Genomic DNA, 19,357 nt, shown 5'->3' on the forward strand with positions numbered 1-19,357 from the left:
ACGGGGTCTCAACGGTAGACGGTCAGCGCCATCGCGCCGAACAGGCAAAGGAACAGGCACAGGCGCAACAACGCCGGATGCCAGAAGAAGCGGTAGCCATCGATGCTGGCGACAAAGCGGTCCAGCCCCCAGGCAAGGCCCGCCGCGAACAGGAACATCAGGGTCACGGTGGGCATGTACAGGCCATGGAAGGCGATTTCACGAAGCATGCGGCAGTCCTTGCACCGCGCCGAGTTCGGCCAGCGGCGATTGTGGGTCGAGCAGGGAAGTACGGATGAAGTGCAGGTAGCTCTGCACCCGGCGCAATGCCGAGGTGTCGAAATGGCGGGCAAAGGGCTCGTCGGTGGCCTGCACGCGGCTGATCGCATGTTCCACCGCCACCAGCGCCCGTTCGTGGTTGCTCGCCGACGGCTGCAGGAACAAGCGCGCCAGCGCCCGCCCCATGACCCGGATGGCCTGGCGCCACGGCTGCGATTCGGCATAGGACGGGTGCACCGGCAGGATCGCCTGTTCCTTGCGCAGCTCGATGATGGCGTGGCCGATCTCCAGCACCACGAACATCCAGCGCAGCAAGCGGCTTTGCACCTGCGGCTGTCCCACCGCCAGGCCATAGGCCTGGTGCAGCAGGTCGCGGGTGCGGCTTTCGAAGCCGGAGCCGAGGCCGCGCAGGCGCCCGCTGATGGCGAACAGCACCTGCTCGCGCAGGTCCTGCTCCAGGCGACTCCACAGCCAGCGACTGTTGGGCGGCAGGATGATCGCGCCGGCCGCGGCGCAGACCAGCATGCCCAGGACCATGCCGATGTAGTCGTTGACGTAGGTGTAGGGGTTGTAGACGGTCAGGTTGTTCGGCACCGAACCGATGGCGAAGAACACCAGCAAACCGATGCCGTAGCCCGCATAAGCCGGGCGCGAAGCGAGGAAGGCACCGAGCATCAGCACCGGCGCCAGCACCAGGCACAGCAGCGGGAAGCCATCGATCCAGGGGAAGACGAAGAAGGTCTCGAAGAAGCCGACGAAGGCGCCGAAAAGGGTCCCGCAGGCCATCTGGAAGGACATGCGCTTGGGGTTCGGCGACGCCGCCGAGAGCCCCACGGTGACCGTGGCGATCAGGGTCATCATGCCGCCGCTGGGCCAGTCGCTGAGCAGCCAGTAGCTGCCGAGCAACAGCAGCACCGCTGCGGCGCGAACCCCGGCGGCGGCGGATACCAGCCAGCTGGTCTGCGCCACGTAGGGTTCGTCCCACTGCTCGCGCTCGTGGTTGTGGGCGCCCAGCGAGGCGTGGGTCTCGGCGTAGTTGTGCATGTCGTCGACGAAGCGAAAGAGCAGTTCGTAGGCGGTATGGAAATCCAGCAGGTCGGACTCGCTCGGTGCGGTTTCCTCGTACACCGCACGCAGGGCCCGGACCTGCGCCGGCAAACCTTCCTTGTACACCGCCAGCTCCAGGGTCAGGCGCAGCGCGTCGGCATCGGTGAGGGCGCGGCCGACATAAGGGTCGAGCAGTTCGGCGAGGGTCTTGAGCCCAGGCTCGATGGCGCTGACGATCTGCAACGGCCCGCGCAGGCGCAGGCGCTCCAGCAACTGGTGCAGGGCGTTGTAGCGGGTGGTGATGGCCATGAACTCGCTGTTCATGCGCACCAGCCGGCCGCTGCGACGACGCATGTGCGGGTCTTCGAAGGCAGTGACGCTGCGCAGGCTCTCCAGGCCCACCGCCTCGGCGATGAAGCGCACGTTGCTGGTCTCCAGGCGATCGCGCTGGCTGTCGCCGCGCAGGCCTTCCACCACCACTGCGGCGAACACGCCGAAGCGTTGATAGAGCGCGTTGCGCATCGCCGCGCTGGCCGACTGCGGCAGGATCGCGGCACTGACCAGGGTCGAGACGAAGATCCCCAGGCCGATCTCCAGCACCCGCCACACGGCGGCCATGAAGGCCTGTTGCGGCTGGTCGAGAATCGGCAGGCCGATCATCGCCGCGGTGTAGCCGGCGAGGACGAAGCCATAGGCGCGGAAGGTCCGGTAGCGCATCGCCCCCGCCGAACACAGGCCGACCCACAGCGCCAGGCTGGGCAGGAACAGCTCGGTGTTCTGCGGGAAGATGGCGATCAGCGCGACCATCATCGCCGAGCCGGCCAGGGTGCCGAGCACCCGGTAGAAGCTCTTGGCGAACACATGCCCGCTCTGCGGCTGCATGACGATGAACACGGTGATCATCGCCGTGCGCGGCTGCGGCAGCTCCAGGCGCATCGCCAGCCACAGGGTGACGAAGGCGGCGGTCAGCACCTTGAAGATGTAGACCCAGGTCACGCCGTCGGTGCGCGCCCATTCAAGGAAGCCGCGGCGCCACTCCAGGGCGGCGAGCCAGCGGAACGGCAAGGCCAGTGCGTTCATTGGTCGTGGCCGGGCTTGTCGAAGATCGCCAGGGTACGGGGTGTGGGCGGCGCATCTTGCCGTTCCGGCGCCGGCACATCGGCGCCCGCCCCCAGGCCGCCGCCCAGCGCCGTGACCAGGCCGGCATGGGCACTCAGCCCTGCGGCCTGGACCTGCTGCTGGATCATCTGCTGCTTGAACAGCAGGGTCTGGGCGTTGAGCACGTTGAGGTAGTCGGTGAGCCCGCGCTGGAAGGCAATCAGCGCAATGTCGTAGGTCTTCTGCGCCGAGGCCACGGATTCGGCGGCGAAGTGCGCCTGTTCCTGCATCGACTCGCGGCGGATCAACTGGTCGGAGATACCCTTGAGCGCCTCGATCACGGTCTGGTTGTAGTGCGCCACGGCGATGTCATAGCCGGCGGAGGCGACGCCGAGCTGCGAGCGCAGGCGCCCGCCATCGAAGATCGGCAGGCTGATGGCCGGGCCGACGTTGTAGTTGAACTTGCGCCCGGTGAGGAATTCCAGCGGCCCGCCGCCGGTAGCCATGAAGCCGAGGCCGCCGATCAGGTCGACATTGGGGAAGAAACCGGCATGGGCGACATCGATGCCACGGGCCTGGGCCGCCACCTGCCAGCGGCTGGCGACCACGTCCGGACGCTGGCCGACCAGCTCGGCCGGCAACGCCGACGGCAGTTTCAGCGCTGCGCCGAGGGCCAGTTGCGGACGTTGCAGTTGCGCGCCCTCCCCCGGCCCCTTGCCGGCCAGGGCCGCCAGCTGGTTGCGCGCCAGGGCGATTTCCTCGTTGAGGGCGTCGAGCTGGCGATGGGTTTCCGGCAGCGGAGTCTGCGCCTGGCTGACTTCGAAATGGGTGCCGATGCCGCCGGCCAGGCGCCGCTCGGCCAGGGCCAGGATCTGTTCCTGCTGGGCCAGCTCGGCCTTGACCACGTCGCGCTGGGCGAAGTGCAGCGAGAGCTGGATATAGACGCGAACCACGTTGTTCTGCAGCTCCAGCTGCGCCTGGCGGGCCTGGGCCACGCTCATGTGGGCCATGTCCACGGCCTGCTCGCTGGCGTTTTCCTCGCGGCCCCAGAGGTCGAGGGCGTAGCGGAAGCCCAGGGCGGCGTTGTTGTCCCAGGTGTTGGCGCCGGACAGCGCGCCCGGGCCGTAGAACTGGTCTTCCGGCCAGTTGTGACGCTTGAGGGTGGCGTCGCCGTTGACCTGGAGCTTTTCCGCCGACTCGACCACGCCAGCCATGGCCTTGGCTTCGCGCACCCGCGCCGCGGCCATCGCCAGGCTCGGGCTGCCGGCGAGGGCCAGGGTCATCCAGCGGTCCAGCTGCGCATCGCCATAGGCGCGCCACCACTGCTGCTCGGGCCAGTGGGCGTCACGGGCGGCTTCGTCTATCGCCGCGTCGGTGGTCAGGGAATTGGCTTGCAGCGTCTTGCTTTGCGGGGCGATGCCCCAGGTTCCGATACAGCCGCTCAAGGTCAAGCTAAGGACACAGACACTGAGCGCATTCAGCGCTCTGATGATGCGACGCGGCACAGCTGCGAATTCCCGACGTAGGTGGATGAGGCCGGGCAATTCTAGGGGGCCGCCGCGGTGGCGATAAGCGTGCTTTCCTGCGAATCTTTGTTACCAAAACGGCGATAATCCGGCTTTAGTCGGAAGACCGGCTCAGTTACTTCGTGTCACAATTCTGTCGTCTTCTTTGAGAGCGCCCCATGGACACCCTGCAAAACATGCGTGCTTTCAGTTGCGTGGCCCAGGTCGGCAGTTTCACTGCCGCCGCCGTGCAGCTGGATACGACCACCGCGAACGTCTCGCGGGCGGTTTCCAACCTGGAAGCACACCTGCAAACCCGCCTGCTCAACCGCACCACCCGGCGCATTGCCCTGACCGAGGCCGGCAAGCGCTACCTGATGCGCTGCGAGCAGATCCTCACCTACGTCGAGGAAGCCGAGGCCGAGGCCAGCGACGCCCACGCCCGCCCGGCCGGGCAGTTGAAGGTGCATTCGATGACCGGCGTGGGCCAGCACTTCGTCATCGACGCCATCGCCCGCTACCGCCAGACCCACCCCGACGTGACCTTCGACCTGACCATGGCCAACCGCGTGCCGGACCTGCTGGACGAGGGCTACGACATCTCCATCGTGCTCGCCAGCGAGCTGCCGGACTCCGGCTTCGTCTCGCAGCGCCTGGGCATCACCTACAGCATCGTCTGCGCCTCGCCCGAGTACGTCGCCGAGCACGGCGTGGCGCAGAAGCCGGCCGACCTGCTCAAGCACGCCTGCCTGCGCATGGTCAGCCCGGTGATCCCGCTGGAGAAATGGCTGTTCGACGGTCCGGAAGGCCAGGAAGTGGTGAACATCACCCAGGCGCCGTTCCAGGTGAATTCCGCCGACGCCATGAAGACGGCGATCCGCAGCGGCATGGGGGTCGGCGTGCTGCCGATCTACTCGGCCATCGACGGCCTGCGCGACGGCACCCTGGTGCGGGTGATGCCGGAGTACCGCCTGCAGGAGCTGAACCTGTACGCGATCTACCCGTCGCGGCAGTACCTCGACGCCAAGATCAAGACCTGGGTCGAGTACCTGCGCAACTCGCTGCCGGAGATCCTTGCGGCCCATGAAGCCGACCTGAAGACCCACGAACTGCGCGTGGCCAACTGAAATCTTTGTGCACAGGGGCGGCGGGGAATGATAGCGTGCTACTCATTTCCCGACGACCGCTGAGATTTCGCTGATGAAAAAGACGGTACTCGCTTTCAGCCGCATCACCCCGCCCATGGCCGAGCGCCTGCGGCAGGACTTCAACGTCATCGTTCCCGACCCGAAGAACGGCGATATCGCCGCCCAGTTCGACGAAGCGCTGCCCGAGGCCCACGGCCTGATCGGCGCCGGGCGCAAGCTGGGCGAGGCGCAGCTCAAGGGCGCGGCGAAGCTGGAAGTGGTGTCCAGCGTTTCGGTGGGTTACGACAACTACGACGTCGCCTACCTGAGCGAACGCGGCATCGCCCTGACCAACACCCCGGACGTGCTCACCGAAAGCACCGCGGACCTTGGCTTCAGCCTGATCATGAGCAGCGCCCGGCGTGTCGCCGAACTGGATGCCTGGACCAAGGCCGGCAACTGGAAGGCGACCGTGGCGCCCTCGCATTTCGGCTCGGATGTGCATGGCAAGACGCTGGGCATCGTCGGTGCCGGCAATATCGGTGCGGCCATCGCCCGGCGGGGCAAGCTCGGCTTCAACATGCCCGTGCTGTATAGCGGCAACAGCCGCAAGCCGGCGCTGGAGCAGGAACTGGGGGCGCGTTTCGTCAGTCTGGAGACCTTGCTGGCCGAGGCGGATTTCGTCTGCCTGGTGGTGCCGTTGAGCGCACAGACCAAGCACCTGATCGGCGCCGAGCAACTCAAGCAGATGAAGCGCAGTGCCTTCCTGATCAATATCTCCCGCGGTCCGGTGGTGGACGAGGCGGCGCTGGTGGAGGCGCTGCAGAACGGCACCATTCGCGGCGCCGGGCTGGACGTGTACGAGAAGGAGCCACTGAGCGAGTCGCCGCTGTTCTCGCTGAGCAATGCGGTGACCTTGCCCCATGTCGGTTCGGCGACCGCCGAGACCCGCGAGGCCATGGCCAATCGCGCCATCGACAACCTGCGCGCCGCCCTGCTCGGTGAGCGGCCGCAGGACCTGGTGAATCCGCAGGTCTGGAAGTAAACCTCCAGGACCTCATCGCGGGTGAACCCGCTCCCACAGGGGACAGTGTGGGAGCGGGTTCACCCGCGATGAGGCCGAACCTGCCTACCTTAAAACGGCGGCCCCTACAGCAACCCTCGGTTTCCTGAACACCAGCACATTCCCCGCCATCACCAGCACCAGCCCTACCAGTGCCGGCGCCGTCCACTGATACCCCTCCACCGCCGCCGACACATTCAGCGCCACCAGCGGGAACAGCACGGTGCAATACGCCGCCCGCTCCGGCCCCATGCGCCCGACCAGGGTCAGGTAGGCGGTAAAGGCGATCACCGATCCCGGAATCGCCAGGTACAGCAGCGAGCCGACGTACTGCGCACTCCAGTCCATCGCAAACGGCACGCCACTGACCAGGCAATACAGCCCCAGCATCGTCGCGCCATACAACATGCCCCAGGCATTGGTGGTCAGCGGCCGCAGCCCGGCCTTCTGCTGCACGCTGGAGAGCATGTTGCCGGCGGAGAAGCACAGCGTCCCCGCCAGCCCCAGGCCCAGCCCGAGCAAGGTCTCATGGCTCGCCGCCTGCCCCGCCAGTTCCGGCCAGAACAGCAGCCCCAGCCCCGCCAGCCCCATCGCCCCGCCGAGCAGAACATTGGCGGCGATCTTCTGGCCGAATAACACCCGTGCATTCAGGGCGTTCCACAGGGTCGCGGTGGAGAACACCACGGCGATCAGCCCGGTGGTGACCCACTGGCTGGCAGTAAGGAAACAGATGAAGTTGACGCAGAACAGGCACAGCCCCTGGGCCACGCAGACCAGGTGCCCGCGCCGGTTCATCGGCTGCAGCTTGCGGCTGACCAGCAGGAAGGCGAACAGCACCAGCGCCGCCAGGGCGAAGCGATAGACGATGGACGCCGGGATGGCGACCACGCCCAGTTGCAGTTTCAGGGCGATCCAGGTGGTGCCCCAGATCAGCACGGTGAGCAGGTAAAGCGACAGGTTCATGGCGAAGGCTCCTACGGTTGCCTTCAGTCTCCGGCCCGGTGCGGGTCAGGCGCTTGCACAAACTTGCGCTTTTGTCGGGCGGCGGGCTGTCAGACCAATGCCCAGGGCGTAGGATGGCGTCGGAGGTAGCCATCATGACCGTGCTCGACCAGTTGCAAGTGTTCAGATCCATGAATGCTTCGCCCCATGCCCGCCTGGAAAGCAGCGCGCTGCTGGGCGATGGCATCGCGGCGGCGTTGTGGAGCAACCGCCATGATGCCCGCGACTACGAATCCCCCAGCCATCACACGCTGTCCTGCTACATCGCCGACGGCACCGGCACCTTCCGCCGTGGACAGCCAGGGCGCAAGGGCGCGCCGGACAAGCTCTGCGTGATGCCGGCGGGCTGCGTGTCGAACTGGATCGTCAACGGCAGCATTCGCCTGGCGCACCTGTACATCAGCGAGGAGCAGTTCGCCCTCGGCTGCGTGACCCTGCTCGACCGCGAGCCGCGGGAATTGCAGTTGCGTGAGGCAGACTTTCTCGAAGACCCGCAGCAGGCCGCGCGTTTTCGCCAGCTGATCACGCTGAACTGGAGCGAGCCCGGCGAGCGCCTGCTGACCAGCAGCCTGGCCCACGACATCCTCGGCCACGCGATCCTCAGCCAGGTCGGCCTGCGTGACAGGGTGAAGCTCAAGGGTGGATTGGCGCCGCACCAGCGGCGGCAACTGGTGGACTACATCGACGCGCATCTGGAGCAGTCGATCGGGCTGGCCGAACTGGCCGGGCTGTGCAGCCTGTCGGAGTATCACTTCGCGCGGATGTTCCGCCACAGTTTCGGCCTGCCACCGCACCAGTACCTGCTGGCGCGGCGCCTGGCCAAGGCCCGGGAGCTGCTGGCCGGCAGCGACCTGCCGCTGGGCGAGGTGGCGCTGGCGTGCGGGTTTGCCAGTGCCAGTCACTTCAGCAACCGCTTCCGGCAGGCGCTGGGGGCGACGCCGGGGGCATATCGGCTGGCCTTGCGCGGCTGATAGACCAACACATGGCTCACTGGCGTGGCAGGGACCTGTGGGAGTCCACCTTGTGGGAGCGGGTTTACTCGCGATTGCGTCGGTGATGCCACCATCGTAATCGCGGGTGAACCCGCTCCCACACCGACCGCGGCGTACCTGCCACCAGCGATCAGAACTCCAGCGTGCTCGACAAACTCACCTGCCGCGAATCGCCGATCGCCACGAAGTAGCGGTTCACCGCCGAGGTGTAGTAGGTCTTGTCGAACAGGTTCTTCACGTTGAGCTGGAAGCGCACCTTGTGCTCGTCCAGCTTGGTTTCATAACTGGCGAAGGCATCGGCCACGGTGTACGACGGCAGGTCGAAGTCGTTGATCGCATTGCCCGCCCGCTCGCCCACGTACCGCGCGCTCGCACCGACACGAAGGCGGTCACCACCGAGAATCGTGCCAACGTCATACACCGCCGACAACGAGCCGCTGTGCTTGGCAACGTTCTGCAGACGATTGCCCTGGAAGTCCGGATCCTGGGTCACCTCAGCGTCGGTGTAGGCATAGCTGCCCATCAGGCTCCAGCGCTCGCTCAACGGGCCGCTGACATCCACTTCCAGGCCACGGGACTTCACCTCCCCGGCAACGCTGTACACCGTATCCTTGGTCAGCGGATCCTCGCTCGATACCAACACGTTGCGCTTGGTGATATCGAACAACGCGACCGTGGCACTTAGCGAGTTCGGCAGGTCGAGCTTGGCACCGATCTCCCAGGACTTGCCCTCCTCCGGTGCGATCGACGAGTCGATCACCAGGCCACCACTCATCGGCGCAATGCTGGAGCTCGGCTTGAGGGACTCGGTGTAGCTGCCATACAGCGACAAGGTGTCGTCGACCTTGTAGACCACACCGGCATGCGGCACCCAGGCCTGGTCGTGGCTGTCGGTATTGGCCTTGAACGGACGCCCGCGACCGGCGTACTGGTCGAAAGTCTGCCAGCGCGCACCTGCCACAAGGATCCAGTGCTCATCCAGGTGCACGGCGTCCTGGAAGAACAGCGCATCGGTGCGTCGCTTGTCGGTCTGTGCGCTGTCACTGGCGCTCACCGTGGTGCCCTCGACCTCACGGCCATACACCGGATTCAGGTAGCTGAACGTGCTGAGACTCTTCTGGCGGATCAGGTCGGAGCGATAGATCTTGCGGTATTCACTGTCGAGGCCGAACAGCAGGTCGTTCTGCAACCCGCCGATCTGCACCTTGCCGTCGAAACTCAGGGTGGCGAAGCGGTCGGTGCTGAGGGATCCATGAGTACCGTCGATGCTGCGGGTCAGGGTGCCGTTGCTGGCATTGACACCGGTAACCCGCACCTGGCTCGCGTCGTAGGTCTCGCGGTTCCAGCTGTAGCCGAAGTGGGCCTTCCAGTCGTCGTTGAACTGGTGGTCGACCTCAAGGCGATACAGGTCCGAACGCCCTTCCATGTCGTTGAACGGCTCGTCGAGGCGGCGCTCGGCAGGGATATTCAGTGGGCGGTTGCTGCGCGGGTCGATGGCGGTACCGCGGTCGAACGGGTAGACGAACTCGCGGTGCTCGTAGGCCAGCTGCACCTGGGTGTTCTCGCCGTACCAGGCCAGCGACGGCGCCACCAGCGACTCACGGTGCACGCCGTAGTTGCGCCAGTAGTCCTCGTCTTCATGATCCACCACCAGCCGATAGGCCAGGCCGCTGTCGCCCAGCGCGCCGGTGCTGTCGAGGCCGCCGCCGCTGCCGTTCTTGCCTTCGCCATAGGTCGAGCCGCGCAGGTTGAGGGCGTTGTAGCTCTGCAACTGCGGGCGCTTGCTGACCACGTTGATCACCCCGCCCGGGTCCTGGATGCCGTACAGCAGCGAGGCCGGGCCCTTGAGCACCTCGACCCGCTCGGTGGTGGCATTGAGGCTGCGGCCCTGCACGATGGGCATGCCGTCGCGCATGATCGAACCGTCGCGGTTGTCGCCGAAGCCGCGTTTCATCACGGTGTCGCTGGTGCCGCCGAAGTTGTTGCCCTGGGTGATGCCGCTGACGTTGTACAGGGCGTCGTCGAGGTTGCGCGGGGTCTGGTCCTTGAGCACCTGCTCCGGCACCACGTTGATCGCCTGCGGGATCTCCATGCTCGACGCCGAGCCACGCATGATCGAGGTGCTTTCCGGCTGGCGGTAACTGCCAACGCCATTGGCCTGCGAGGTGATGCTGGTGGCATCGAGGTTCAGCGCACCGGCATCGCGGGCCAGCGGCTCCAGGGTCAGGGTGCGGGCATTGATGCGCCGGTAGGCGAAGCCGGAATGCTGCAAAAGACGCTGCAGGGCCTGCTCGGCGCTGAGACGACCGCTCACCGCCGGCGCCTGCAGGCTCGGCAGGTCGACGGTGTAGACCACGCTGAGGCCGGTGATCCGGCTGAAATCGCTGAGGGCCTGGGGCAGCGGCTTGGCCGCCAGGTCGAAGGCGTAGACCTGCTCGACCTGCTCTGCGGCAAACGCAGGCAACACGCCGGCGACCGCCATACCGATTGAAAGACTGTGAACCACCGCCGACCTTGCACCCATGCCGATGAACCTGTGAGAGAGCTGTATTAATGCGAATAAATCGCACTTCCACTCACTACACGGATGCCGTCGCCAAGTACCTCACCGGTTTTTGAAAATATTTTTCAACGCAGCAAGGTCACCCGACCCAACAGGGTATGGCGCTGGAAGCCGGCCACCGCACCCAGGGCATCGAGGGCCGCCAGCGGGTCGTCGGCGGGGAAGCTGCCACTGACCTTGCGCGTGCCCAGGTCGCCGTCGAGCAGGAGGATCCGCCCCGGGTAATAGCGGGCCAGGTCGTCCACCACTTGCTGCAGCGGCACCTGGTAGTAGTTCAGCCAGCCCTGGCGCCAGGCCAGGCGGGTTTCACTGTCGACCCCGTGCACGCTGCCGGCGTGGCCATCGCGGTAATCCACTTGCTGGTTGGCGGTCAGGACCTGCTGCGCCTGGCCATCGGCAGCAGTGACGCCGACCCGCCCGGACAGCACGGTGACCTCTGCCCCGCCCTCCTGCCTGCGCACTTCGAACTTCGTCCCCAGCACCTCGGTGCGCCCGCCGTCGGCTTCGACGATGAAGGGCTGCCCGGTGTGGGTGACCTGGAAGAACACCGCGCCACGCTGCACCTCGACACGGCGCTGGCCGTTGCTGAAATCGACCTTGATGGCGGTGTCGGCATCGAGGGTCAGCCGGGAGTTGTCCGCCAGGGTCACCTCGCGGACCTCTCCGACCGCCGCCACATGGTCCGCGCCGAAATCCCGCAGCCAGTCGGCCGGGTGCCAGCCGGCACCGACGCCGAGCATCAGCAGCACCGAGGCGGCCACCGCCAGGCCACCCAACTTGCGCCAGGGCGACGTGGCCGGGCGGTCCATGGCGCGCAGGTAGGCTTGCAACGCTGCGTCTTCCTCGACGGCCAGCCGCACCGCCGGCGCTTCGCTGCGCTGCCACAACGCCTGGGCATCGCGCCAGGCCTGGGCATGGGCCGGATCGCTCAGCAGCCAGCGCTTGAACGCCGCACCTTCAGCCAGCGCCGGCTGGCCGTTGATACGGGTCAGCCAGTCCAGTGCAGTCTGCTGCTGTTCGGGAGTGATCGAGGCATTCATCGCGGCGCGCTTCCTGGCTTGCGGAACTGTTCGACGTCCATGGCGATGCTCGCCTTGCAGACTTCGAGGGCGCGCATCATATGTTTTTCCACCGCACTTTGGGACAGGTTCATGACCTTGGCGATCTCGCCATAGGTACGCCCGTGGATGCGGTTGAGCAGGAAGATATGCCGGGTGCGCTCGGGCAGTTCGCGCAGTGCCGCCTCGATGCGGCGCAGGTCGCTGTCGGCTTCCAGGGCGGCCTGGGGCTCGCTGTCCAGCGATGGCTCCAAGGGTTCGGCCAGGCTGTCGTTGACCCGCTCCCGCGCACCTTCGCTGCGCAGGTGATCGATGGCGATATTGCCGGCGCAGCGCATCAGGTAGCTGTCCAGCGACTCGATCTCCACCTGCGGCCGGCGCCAGAAGCGCAGGAACAGGTCCTGCACCAGGTCGGCCGCCGTCGCCCGGCAGCCGACACGCCGGCTCACCAGGCTTTCCATGCGCCCGCGCTGGGCCAGGAACACCTGGAGAAAACGCGCGCGGGCCGGGGCATCGCCCGGGGGCAGGTCGAAGGGTTCGTTCATCGCGTCAGAGCAGCCCCAGGGCGGAGAATGGCGCCAGCAGCAGGCTGGCGAAGGCCAGGCCAAGCAGCCAGCGCGGTCGGTACGGGAGCAGGAACACCCACAGGCACAGGCCGGCCATCAGCAGGCCGAACAGCTCGACCAGGCCCATGGCCCAGCCGCGATCGGCGACCGCCGCCGTCAGGGCCAGGGCCAGCAGCAGCCAGCCGACGATACGCAGGCCCAGCAGTTGCTCCGCCTTCGGCTTGCGCCCGAGCAGGTCGTGGAAGTGCTTCTCCATGGCCAGGCAAAGCGCGGCGCAACCCGCGAAGGCGAACAGCGCGATCGTCAGCATCAACTCGCCTCCGCTTCAGTGTTGAGGGCCGGTGTGGCCTTGGTCGGCTTTGGGGCGCGCTTGGCCGCCGGTGCCGGCGCCCGCAGCATCTTGCCGGCGGCCCAGGCGAAGAACAGGCCGCAGCCGAGGGCGGTCAGGTCGAAGCCGGCCATGGCCCAGTCGCCCGCGAGCAGCGAGTGGTCCAGGCCCTGCCCGGTGGTGACGGCATTGAGCAGCGGCAAGCCGGCCCACAGCAGCGCCGCCAGCGCCAGTTGCTCGCCCCAGGCGCGCCGGCCCTTGCGCAGCAGCGCGTGGAGCAAGGCGCCCAGCCACACTGCGAAGAACAGGTTGACCTCCCAGTCGGAGCGCCCCTCCAGCGCCACCGGCAGCAGGCGGTTGGCCCAGAAGAAGCCGGCGACGGCGAGGATCAGCCCGCTCATGCTGGCGATATTGAGCACCTCCACCAGGCGCAGTTCGAACGGCTGGGTGCCGCTCTTGACGTGCTTGAGCTGGCGCTTGCCCAGCCACATCACCAGCCCGGTGCCGATCACCGCGGTACCGGCCAGGCCGAAGAAGAAGTACAGCCAGCGCACCATCGGCCCGGCGAACTCGCCCATGTGCAGGCCGTAGAAGCCGCCGGTGATGATGCCGGGGACATGCTCGGGACGGGCGCTCCAGGCCAGCGAGCCGTCGGCGGCGTTATAGCGCCAGCCAGCGCCACGCTGGACGACGATGCGCTCGTGGCCGTCGGGCACGAACAATACCTGCGCGGTGCGATCGCCAGGACGCTGGATGTCGACCCAGGTGATGGTGGTCTGCGGCGCCTGCTCCTTCACCTGCGCATACAGCTCCGGCAACGCTGGCAGCGGGAATTTCTCGCCGGAGGCCTTGAGGGTCTCCCGCGGCCCGAACACATCGTTGAAGAAGGCCTGCTGGTCGCTGCCATAGCTGGCGAGGATGCTCGCCGGCATGACCATGTACATGAAGATCACCAGGCTGCTGTAGCTGATCATCAGGTGGAACGGCAGCACCAGCACGCCGATGGCGTTGTGGCCGTCGAGCCAGGAACGCTGGCCCTTGCCGGGGCGGAAGGTGAAGAACTCCTTGAAGATCTTCTTGTGGGTGATGATCCCGGTGACCAGCCCTACCAGCATCATCAGTGCGGCGAAGGACGCCAGCCAGCGCCCCCAGGGATAGGGCATCTCCAGCTGGAAGTGGAAGCGGTAGAAGAAATCGCCGCCGCGGCTGTCGCGGGGCACGATTTCCTCGCCGGTCTGCGCATCGAGGGTCTTGCGGGTGAAGCCGCGCGGGCCGTCGCCACCGCGCCAGCCGACGCCAAGGCCAGGGCTGCGTTCGTCCGGCAACTGGATGAACCAGCTCGGCGCATCGGGCGCGTTGCGTTGCAGGTAATCCTGGGCAATGGCCAGGCTGGCGGCGCTGTCCAGCGCGCGCACGGGGATCTCCGGCTGGCTCCAGCGGGTGATCTCGGGTTTGAAGTAGGACATGGTCCCGGTGAGGAAGATCGCGAACAGCAGCCAGCCGAAAATCAGCCCGGCCCAGGTGTGCAGCCAGGCCATCGCCTGGCGGAAACCCTCTTTCATGCTTGGCCCATCCAGTACATCAGTCCGTTGATCGCCGCCAGCACCAGCGCCGGCAGCAGGATGCCCGCCCAGGCCCGCCCGGCGCTGCGCGCGGCGAAGGCCCAGATGAACGCGCCGAGATAGAACAGGAACGAGCTCATCATGCCGGTCAGCACCGCCTCGGGGCGTGGCAGGGGCAACGACTGGCTCAGGCACACGCTGGCCATCGAGGCCAGCAGGTAGCCACCCAGTAACGCGGCGAGGCAACGGGAGGTCACGGCCAGGCGATAACTCAGGGGCAACCCGGCGGCTTTGCTCTTCATGCGGGGAACATCCAGGGCGGGAAAGGCCGCCAATATAAATGATAAGGATTCTCACGCGCAAAACTGTCTGACGGGCCGGCTGTCTTTGTCCGATTGCCGATACGCAGTTTTCCCACATACAATGCGAACAATTCTTATTCTTTTGCGCATCCCCGGCGCCGGAGTATCCAGGTGCCCAGCGCCCCTCCCGTTCTTTCGACTACGGTTGAAGGTCTCTACCACGACCATCATCACTGGCTGACCGGCTGGCTGCGGCGGCGCCTGGGCTGCCCGGACAACGCCGCCGACCTGGCCCAGGACACCTTCATGCGCCTGCTCCAGGCCCGGGAAACCCCGGTACTGAACGAACCGCGAGCGTTTCTGACCACCGTGGCCAAGCGCGTGCTGTTCAACCATTACCGGCGGCAGGAACTGGAGCGTGCGTATCTCCAGGCCTTGGCCCAGCTGCCGGAAGAGGTGGCGCCGTCGGAGGAACACCGGGCGATCATCTTCGACACCCTGATGGAGCTGGACCGCCTGCTCGACGGCCTGCCCGCCCAGGTCAAGCGCGCCTTCCTGCTGGCCCAGGTCGATGGCCTGACCTACAACGAAATCGCCGAGCAACTGGGCATCTCCCTGGCCACGGTGAAACGCCATCTGAACAAGGCGGCCATGCGCTGTTACTTCGCCCTGTGAACCACGACACTCCCGGTTTTTCCCCCCGCGTGGCCGAGCAGGCCGTGCATTGGCTGATCGAATTGCAGGGCGGTGGCCTCGACCATCGCCAGCAACTGGCGATGGAGCGCTGGCTGCAGGCCAGCGAGGAACATCGCCAGGCCTGGGCCCATATCCAGCGGGTCAACCAGCGCCTGAGCGGGCTGTCGTCGCCGCTGGCCCACGCCACCTTGCAGGCGCCGGCCTCGGCCAGCCGGCGGCGGGCCTTGAAGATGCTGCTGTTGCTCGGCGCCGGCAGTGCCGTGGGGCTGGGCATGCAGGCCAGCGACAGCCTGCCGCCGCTGCTGGCGGACTACCGCAGCCCGCTGGGGCAACGCCGGCAGATGCGCCTCGACGACGGCAGCGAGCTGCACCTGAACACCGCCAGCGCCGCCGACGTCCGCTTCGATGCCGGGCAGCGTCTGGTGCATCTGCTGGAGGGCGAACTGCTGCTCAGCGTGGCCGAGGATCGCCGGCCGTTGCGGGTGTTGACGCGCAATGGGCTGCTGGACCTGTCTGCCGGACGCTTCAATGTCCGGCAGTGGCCGCGGCATAGCGGCGTGGCGGTGTTCCAGGGCCGCGCGAGCCTGGCGGGAGAGGTGCTGGAAAGCGGGCATCAGGCACGCTTCGACGACGCCGGCTGGAGCGTGCGCACGCCACTGGACGGCAACAGCGGGGCCTGGGTCGACGGCATGCTGGTCGCGGCGCACATGCCCCTGGCGGCGTTTCTCGAAGAGCTGGGGCGCTATCGGCGCGGGCAGCTCAACTGCGATCCGGCGGTGGCGCGGTTGCTGGTGTCGGGGAGTTATCCACTGGCGGACAGCGAGCGGATCCTTGCGCTGCTGGAAGTGGCATTGCCGGTGAGGGTGAGGCGTTTTACCCGGTACTGGGTGACGGTGGAAGCCAGGGCCTGAGAGGTCGGCAAAAATTATTTTCAAAGCAGTGAGCCGTTTTCCGAACCTCGCGTGACAGAGAAGACAGAACCCTTCCAATCCGCTCTTCTCAAGGATCCCCCGATGCCCTTCCGACCGAGCCCGCTGGCCCTCGCCCTGCTGCTGTCCTGCGCCAGCATCGCCCCGCTGCACGCCGCCGAAGCCCCGGAGCGCAGCTACCACATCGCACCGATGTCGCTGGAAAGCGCCCTGAACCAGTTCGGCCGTGACAGCGGCGTGCTGATCTCCTTCGGTTCGGAAGTCACCCAGGGCCTGCAAAGCCGCGGCCTGAGCGGCGATTTCACCCCGGCCCAGGGCCTCGCCGCCCTGCTCGAAGGCACCGGCCTGCAAGCCCGCGCCGAGGGCGACAACGCCTTCAGCCTGCAACCGGCGAACAGCGCCGCCAGCGCCCCGGTCGAGCTGGGTGCCTCCAGCGTGGTCGGCGACTGGCTCGGCGACGCGCAGCAGGACAATGTCTTCGAGCACGCCGGCGCGCGGGACGTGATCCGCCGCGAGGAATTCGAACGGACCGGCGCCAGCAGCGCGCGGGAAGTGCTCAACCGCATCCCCGGCGTGAATGCCCCGGAGAACAACGGCACCGGCAGCCACGACATGGCGCTGAACTTCGGCATCCGCGGCCTCAATCCGCGCCTGGCCTCGCGCTCCACGGTGCTGATGGACGGCATCCCGGTGCCCTTCGCACCCTACGGCCAGCCACAGCTGTCGTTCGCCCCGATCAGCCTGGGCAACATGGACGCGGTGGACGTGGTACGCGGCGGCGGCGCGGTACGCTACGGACCGCAGAACGTCGGCGGCATCGTCAACTTCGTGACCCGGGCGATCCCCGACGAGCCCACGGTGAAGGCCGGCCTGCAAACCCAGACCAGCCCGTCGTCCAGCCATGACGGCTTCAAGAGCAGCGCCAACCTGCTCGCCGGCGGCACCGCCGACAACGGCCTCGGCGGCGCCCTGCTGTACTCCGGCAGCCGCGGCGGCGACTGGCGCGAGCACAGCGACACGCAGATCGACGACCTGATCCTCAAGGGCAAGTTGCAGATCGACGAAGCCAACAGCCTGCACGCCATGGCCCAGTACTACGAGGGCGAGGCGCAGATGCCCGGCGGCCTGAGCGTGGCCGACTACAAGGCCGACCCGTATCAGTCGACCCGGCTGGTGGACGAGTTCTGGGGTCGCCGGACCATGTTCAACGCCGGTTACGACTACAAGGAAGGCGAGCGCCAGTTCAGCGTCAACAGCTTCTTCACCAAGACCCTGCGCAGCGGTTACCTGCGCCAGGGCAGCTCGATCTCGCTGTCGCCACGCGAGTACTGGGTACGCGGCATCGAGACCCGCTTCACCCAGGGCTTCGCCCTCGGCGAGAGCCACCACGAGGTCGGCCTCGGCTACCGCTACGTCAACGAGGCAGGCCACGAGCTGCGCTTCATGGAAGCGGTCAGCGCCAACCGCCTGCCGAGCACGGCGAGCCGCAACGACCGCGACACCCGTGGCGCCACCGAGGCCCATGCACTGTTCCTCGACGACCGCATCGACATCGGCCAGTGGACCCTCACCCCGGGCATCCGCTACGAAATGATCGACTCGCGGCAAAACAACAACCTCACCGGCAAGGACTACCAGGGCAGCTACAACACCGCCCTGCCGGCGCTGAACGTGATGTATCACCTGAGCGACAGTTGGAACCTCTATGCCAACACCGAAGGCTCGTTCGGCAGCGTGCAGTACAGCCAGATGCCGAACCGCGTCGACCAGGGCGAAGTGAAGCCGGAGAAGGCGCGCACCTGGGAAATCGGTACCCGCTACGATAACGGCAACTTGCAGGCAGAAGCCGGCCTGTTCCTTATCAACTTTGACAACCAGTACGAAAGCAACCAGACCAACGACAGCGTGATCGCCCGTGGCGAAACCCGCCACCAAGGCCTGGAGACCAGCGTGAAATACGCCCTCGACGACGTCAGCCCGCTACTGTCCGGTTTCGATGTGTACGCCAGCTACGCCTTCGTCGACGCGACCATCCGCGAGGACGGTGCGAACAAGGGCAACCGCGTGCCGTTCTCGTCGCGACACAAGGGCACCCTGGGCGTGGGCTACACGGAAGGACCTTGGAAGCTCAACCTGGACAGCACCTGGCAGAGCGACCAGTTCGCCGACAACGCCAATACCTCGCAGGAAAGTGCCGACGGCAGCACCGGACGGATCCCCGGCTACATGCTGTTCAGCAGCCGCGCGGCGTACGACTTCGGGCCGCAGCTGTCGAACCTGAACGTGGCAGTGGGGGTGAGGAACATCTTCAATCGCGAGTACTTCACCCGCTCGTTCGATGACAACAACAAGGGCAAGTACGTGGGTGAGCCGCGCACGGTGTACCTGCAGACATCCGTGGCGTTCTGAGGATCACGCGATCCCTGTGGGAGGGGGTTCACCCGCGCTGGGCCGCGAAGCGGCCCCAACCCGGGCGACTCATCTCCCTGATCCTAACCTTGTTTCCGGCCCATTTTGAAACAAAATAATTTTATTTTTTAGGGGGTTGAAATCTGCTCCGATCTGCCTGACCTTGTAGTCAAGAGGCAACGATTTCCCAGGCAACCCAGCCTCAGTCGCCTCTTGTGAGCTAGCTGAATAAGGATTGGAATCATGCAAATCCAGGTCAATAGCGACAACCATATTCAAGGCAACGTTCGTCTGGAGCAGTGGGTACGCAGCACGGTGGAAAGCACGCTGGAACGCTACGACGACTCCCTCACCCGCATCGAGGTTCACCTGCGGGACGAGAACGGCGACAAGCCCGGCCCTCACGACAAACGCTGCCAGATGGAGGCACGCCCAAAAGGCCATCAACCGATTTCCGTTACCCACAAGGCCGCCAACCTGGAGCAGGCCATCGAGGGTGCCGCGCAGAAACTGAACAACGCCCTGGAACACCTGTACGGCAAGCTGCGCGCCAAACGTGCCGTGACCCAGCAGGACGGCAGCGCCAATGACGCGCTGCTGCAGGAAGAATTCCTCGAACGCCTGGGCTGAACGACAAGACCGATACGCAGACGGTAAACGAGAAAGCCCCTGGCCTTGCGGCCAGGGGCTTTTTCTTTGCGCTCTCGGGCGTTATCGCTGCATGGGCATCTGGCGTGGTCCCTGTGGGAGCGGGGGTGAACCCCCCATTGCCGGGGGAGTATAAAAAACGAAAAACCGGGGGCCAGCCCCCCCCCCCCCCGCGCCACAAAAAATGCTTTCTGCGAGGACGCC

General features: G+C 66.3%; 17 protein-coding genes. 7 read left to right on the forward strand and 10 right to left on the reverse strand.

Going from position 1 to position 19,357, the window contains the following annotated elements; translation table 11 throughout:
* Positions 1–8: 8 nt before the first annotated feature.
* The 3 genes from V0R59_RS14690 to V0R59_RS14700 are packed head-to-tail and all read right to left on the reverse strand — an operon-like array spanning position 9 to position 3,908.
* Positions 9–209: a DUF1656 domain-containing protein gene (locus V0R59_RS14690; RefSeq protein ID WP_330074970.1), complete on the reverse strand. Its 201-nt coding sequence runs from the start codon at positions 207–209 to the stop codon at positions 9–11.
* Positions 199–2,385, reverse strand: a complete 2,187-nt coding sequence (locus V0R59_RS14695) for an FUSC family protein (protein ID WP_330074971.1) — start codon at positions 2,383–2,385, stop codon at positions 199–201. The genes V0R59_RS14690 and V0R59_RS14695 overlap by 11 nt, the downstream gene beginning before the upstream one ends.
* Positions 2,382–3,908 (reverse strand): efflux transporter outer membrane subunit, encoded by a 1,527-nt coding sequence (locus tag V0R59_RS14700; RefSeq protein ID WP_330074972.1) that lies wholly within the window; start codon positions 3,906–3,908, stop codon positions 2,382–2,384. The genes V0R59_RS14695 and V0R59_RS14700 overlap by 4 nt, the downstream gene beginning before the upstream one ends.
* A gap of 179 nt (positions 3,909–4,087) precedes the next feature.
* On the opposite strand from V0R59_RS14700, the gene V0R59_RS14705 reads away from it, so the two are divergent.
* Together V0R59_RS14705 and V0R59_RS14710 are read left to right on the forward strand one after the other, a co-directional pair.
* A complete protein-coding gene (locus V0R59_RS14705; protein ID WP_330074973.1) occupies positions 4,088–5,035 on the forward strand; it encodes a LysR family transcriptional regulator in 948 nt (315 codons plus the stop codon).
* A gap of 73 nt (positions 5,036–5,108) precedes the next feature.
* Positions 5,109–6,080, forward strand: a complete 972-nt coding sequence (locus V0R59_RS14710) for a 2-hydroxyacid dehydrogenase (RefSeq protein WP_330074974.1) — start codon at positions 5,109–5,111, stop codon at positions 6,078–6,080.
* Positions 6,081–6,164: 84 nt separating this feature from the next.
* Here V0R59_RS14710 and V0R59_RS14715 read toward each other — a convergent pair whose 3' ends face one another.
* Positions 6,165–7,061: a DMT family transporter gene (locus V0R59_RS14715; RefSeq protein ID WP_330074975.1), complete on the reverse strand. Its 897-nt coding sequence runs from the start codon at positions 7,059–7,061 to the stop codon at positions 6,165–6,167.
* Positions 7,062–7,195: 134 nt separating this feature from the next.
* On the opposite strand from V0R59_RS14715, the gene V0R59_RS14720 reads away from it, so the two are divergent.
* Positions 7,196–8,071, forward strand: coding sequence for an AraC family transcriptional regulator (locus tag V0R59_RS14720; protein ID WP_330074976.1), 876 nt, complete (start codon positions 7,196–7,198; stop codon positions 8,069–8,071).
* A 151-nt stretch (positions 8,072–8,222) separates the two neighbouring features.
* On the opposite strand, the gene V0R59_RS14725 is transcribed toward V0R59_RS14720, so the two are convergent.
* The 6 genes from V0R59_RS14725 to V0R59_RS14750 all read right to left on the reverse strand — a co-directional run bounded on the left by V0R59_RS14725 (position 8,223) and on the right by V0R59_RS14750 (position 14,471).
* The gene (locus tag V0R59_RS14725) at positions 8,223–10,574 is read right to left on the reverse strand and encodes a TonB-dependent siderophore receptor (protein WP_330074989.1); all 2,352 of its coding nucleotides are present in this window, start codon (positions 10,572–10,574) and stop codon (positions 8,223–8,225) included.
* 146 nt (positions 10,575–10,720) lie between these two features.
* Positions 10,721–11,695 (reverse strand): FecR family protein, encoded by a 975-nt coding sequence (locus V0R59_RS14730; RefSeq protein WP_330074977.1) that lies wholly within the window; start codon positions 11,693–11,695, stop codon positions 10,721–10,723.
* The gene (locus V0R59_RS14735) at positions 11,692–12,258 is read right to left on the reverse strand and encodes an RNA polymerase sigma factor (RefSeq protein WP_330074978.1); all 567 of its coding nucleotides are present in this window, start codon (positions 12,256–12,258) and stop codon (positions 11,692–11,694) included. Before V0R59_RS14735 ends, V0R59_RS14730 begins: the two co-directional genes overlap by 4 nt.
* Positions 12,259–12,262: 4 nt before the next feature.
* Positions 12,263–12,589 carry a DUF3325 domain-containing protein gene (locus V0R59_RS14740; RefSeq protein WP_330074979.1) on the reverse strand — a complete coding sequence of 109 codons (327 nt, stop codon included), beginning with the start codon at positions 12,587–12,589 and terminating at the stop codon, positions 12,263–12,265.
* Positions 12,589–14,169, reverse strand: coding sequence for a PepSY-associated TM helix domain-containing protein (locus V0R59_RS14745; RefSeq protein ID WP_330074980.1), 1,581 nt, complete (start codon positions 14,167–14,169; stop codon positions 12,589–12,591). The genes V0R59_RS14740 and V0R59_RS14745 overlap by 1 nt, the downstream gene beginning before the upstream one ends.
* Positions 14,166–14,471, reverse strand: a complete 306-nt coding sequence (locus V0R59_RS14750; protein WP_330074981.1) for a DUF3649 domain-containing protein — start codon at positions 14,469–14,471, stop codon at positions 14,166–14,168. The genes V0R59_RS14745 and V0R59_RS14750 overlap by 4 nt, the downstream gene beginning before the upstream one ends.
* Before the next feature lie 171 nt (positions 14,472–14,642).
* Here V0R59_RS14750 and V0R59_RS14755 point away from each other — a divergent pair, with 171 nt between their 5' ends.
* The 4 genes from V0R59_RS14755 (at position 14,643) to V0R59_RS14770 (ending at position 19,135) form a co-directional block, all read left to right on the forward strand.
* Positions 14,643–15,146: a sigma-70 family RNA polymerase sigma factor gene (locus V0R59_RS14755; RefSeq protein WP_330074982.1), complete on the forward strand. Its 504-nt coding sequence runs from the start codon at positions 14,643–14,645 to the stop codon at positions 15,144–15,146.
* Between the two features lie 44 nt (positions 15,147–15,190).
* The gene (locus V0R59_RS14760; RefSeq protein WP_330074983.1) at positions 15,191–16,078 is read left to right on the forward strand and encodes a FecR domain-containing protein; all 888 of its coding nucleotides are present in this window, start codon (positions 15,191–15,193) and stop codon (positions 16,076–16,078) included.
* Between the two features lie 102 nt (positions 16,079–16,180).
* The gene (gene fecA, locus V0R59_RS14765) at positions 16,181–18,505 is read left to right on the forward strand and encodes a TonB-dependent Fe(3+) dicitrate receptor FecA (RefSeq protein ID WP_330074984.1); all 2,325 of its coding nucleotides are present in this window, start codon (positions 16,181–16,183) and stop codon (positions 18,503–18,505) included.
* Between the two features lie 243 nt (positions 18,506–18,748).
* Positions 18,749–19,135, forward strand: coding sequence for an HPF/RaiA family ribosome-associated protein (locus tag V0R59_RS14770; RefSeq protein ID WP_330074985.1), 387 nt, complete (start codon positions 18,749–18,751; stop codon positions 19,133–19,135).
* The last annotated feature ends 222 nt before the right edge of the window (positions 19,136–19,357 follow it).

The organism is Pseudomonas ulcerans (assembly GCF_036324125.1).
GTDB lineage: Bacteria > Pseudomonadota > Gammaproteobacteria > Pseudomonadales > Pseudomonadaceae > Aquipseudomonas > Aquipseudomonas ulcerans.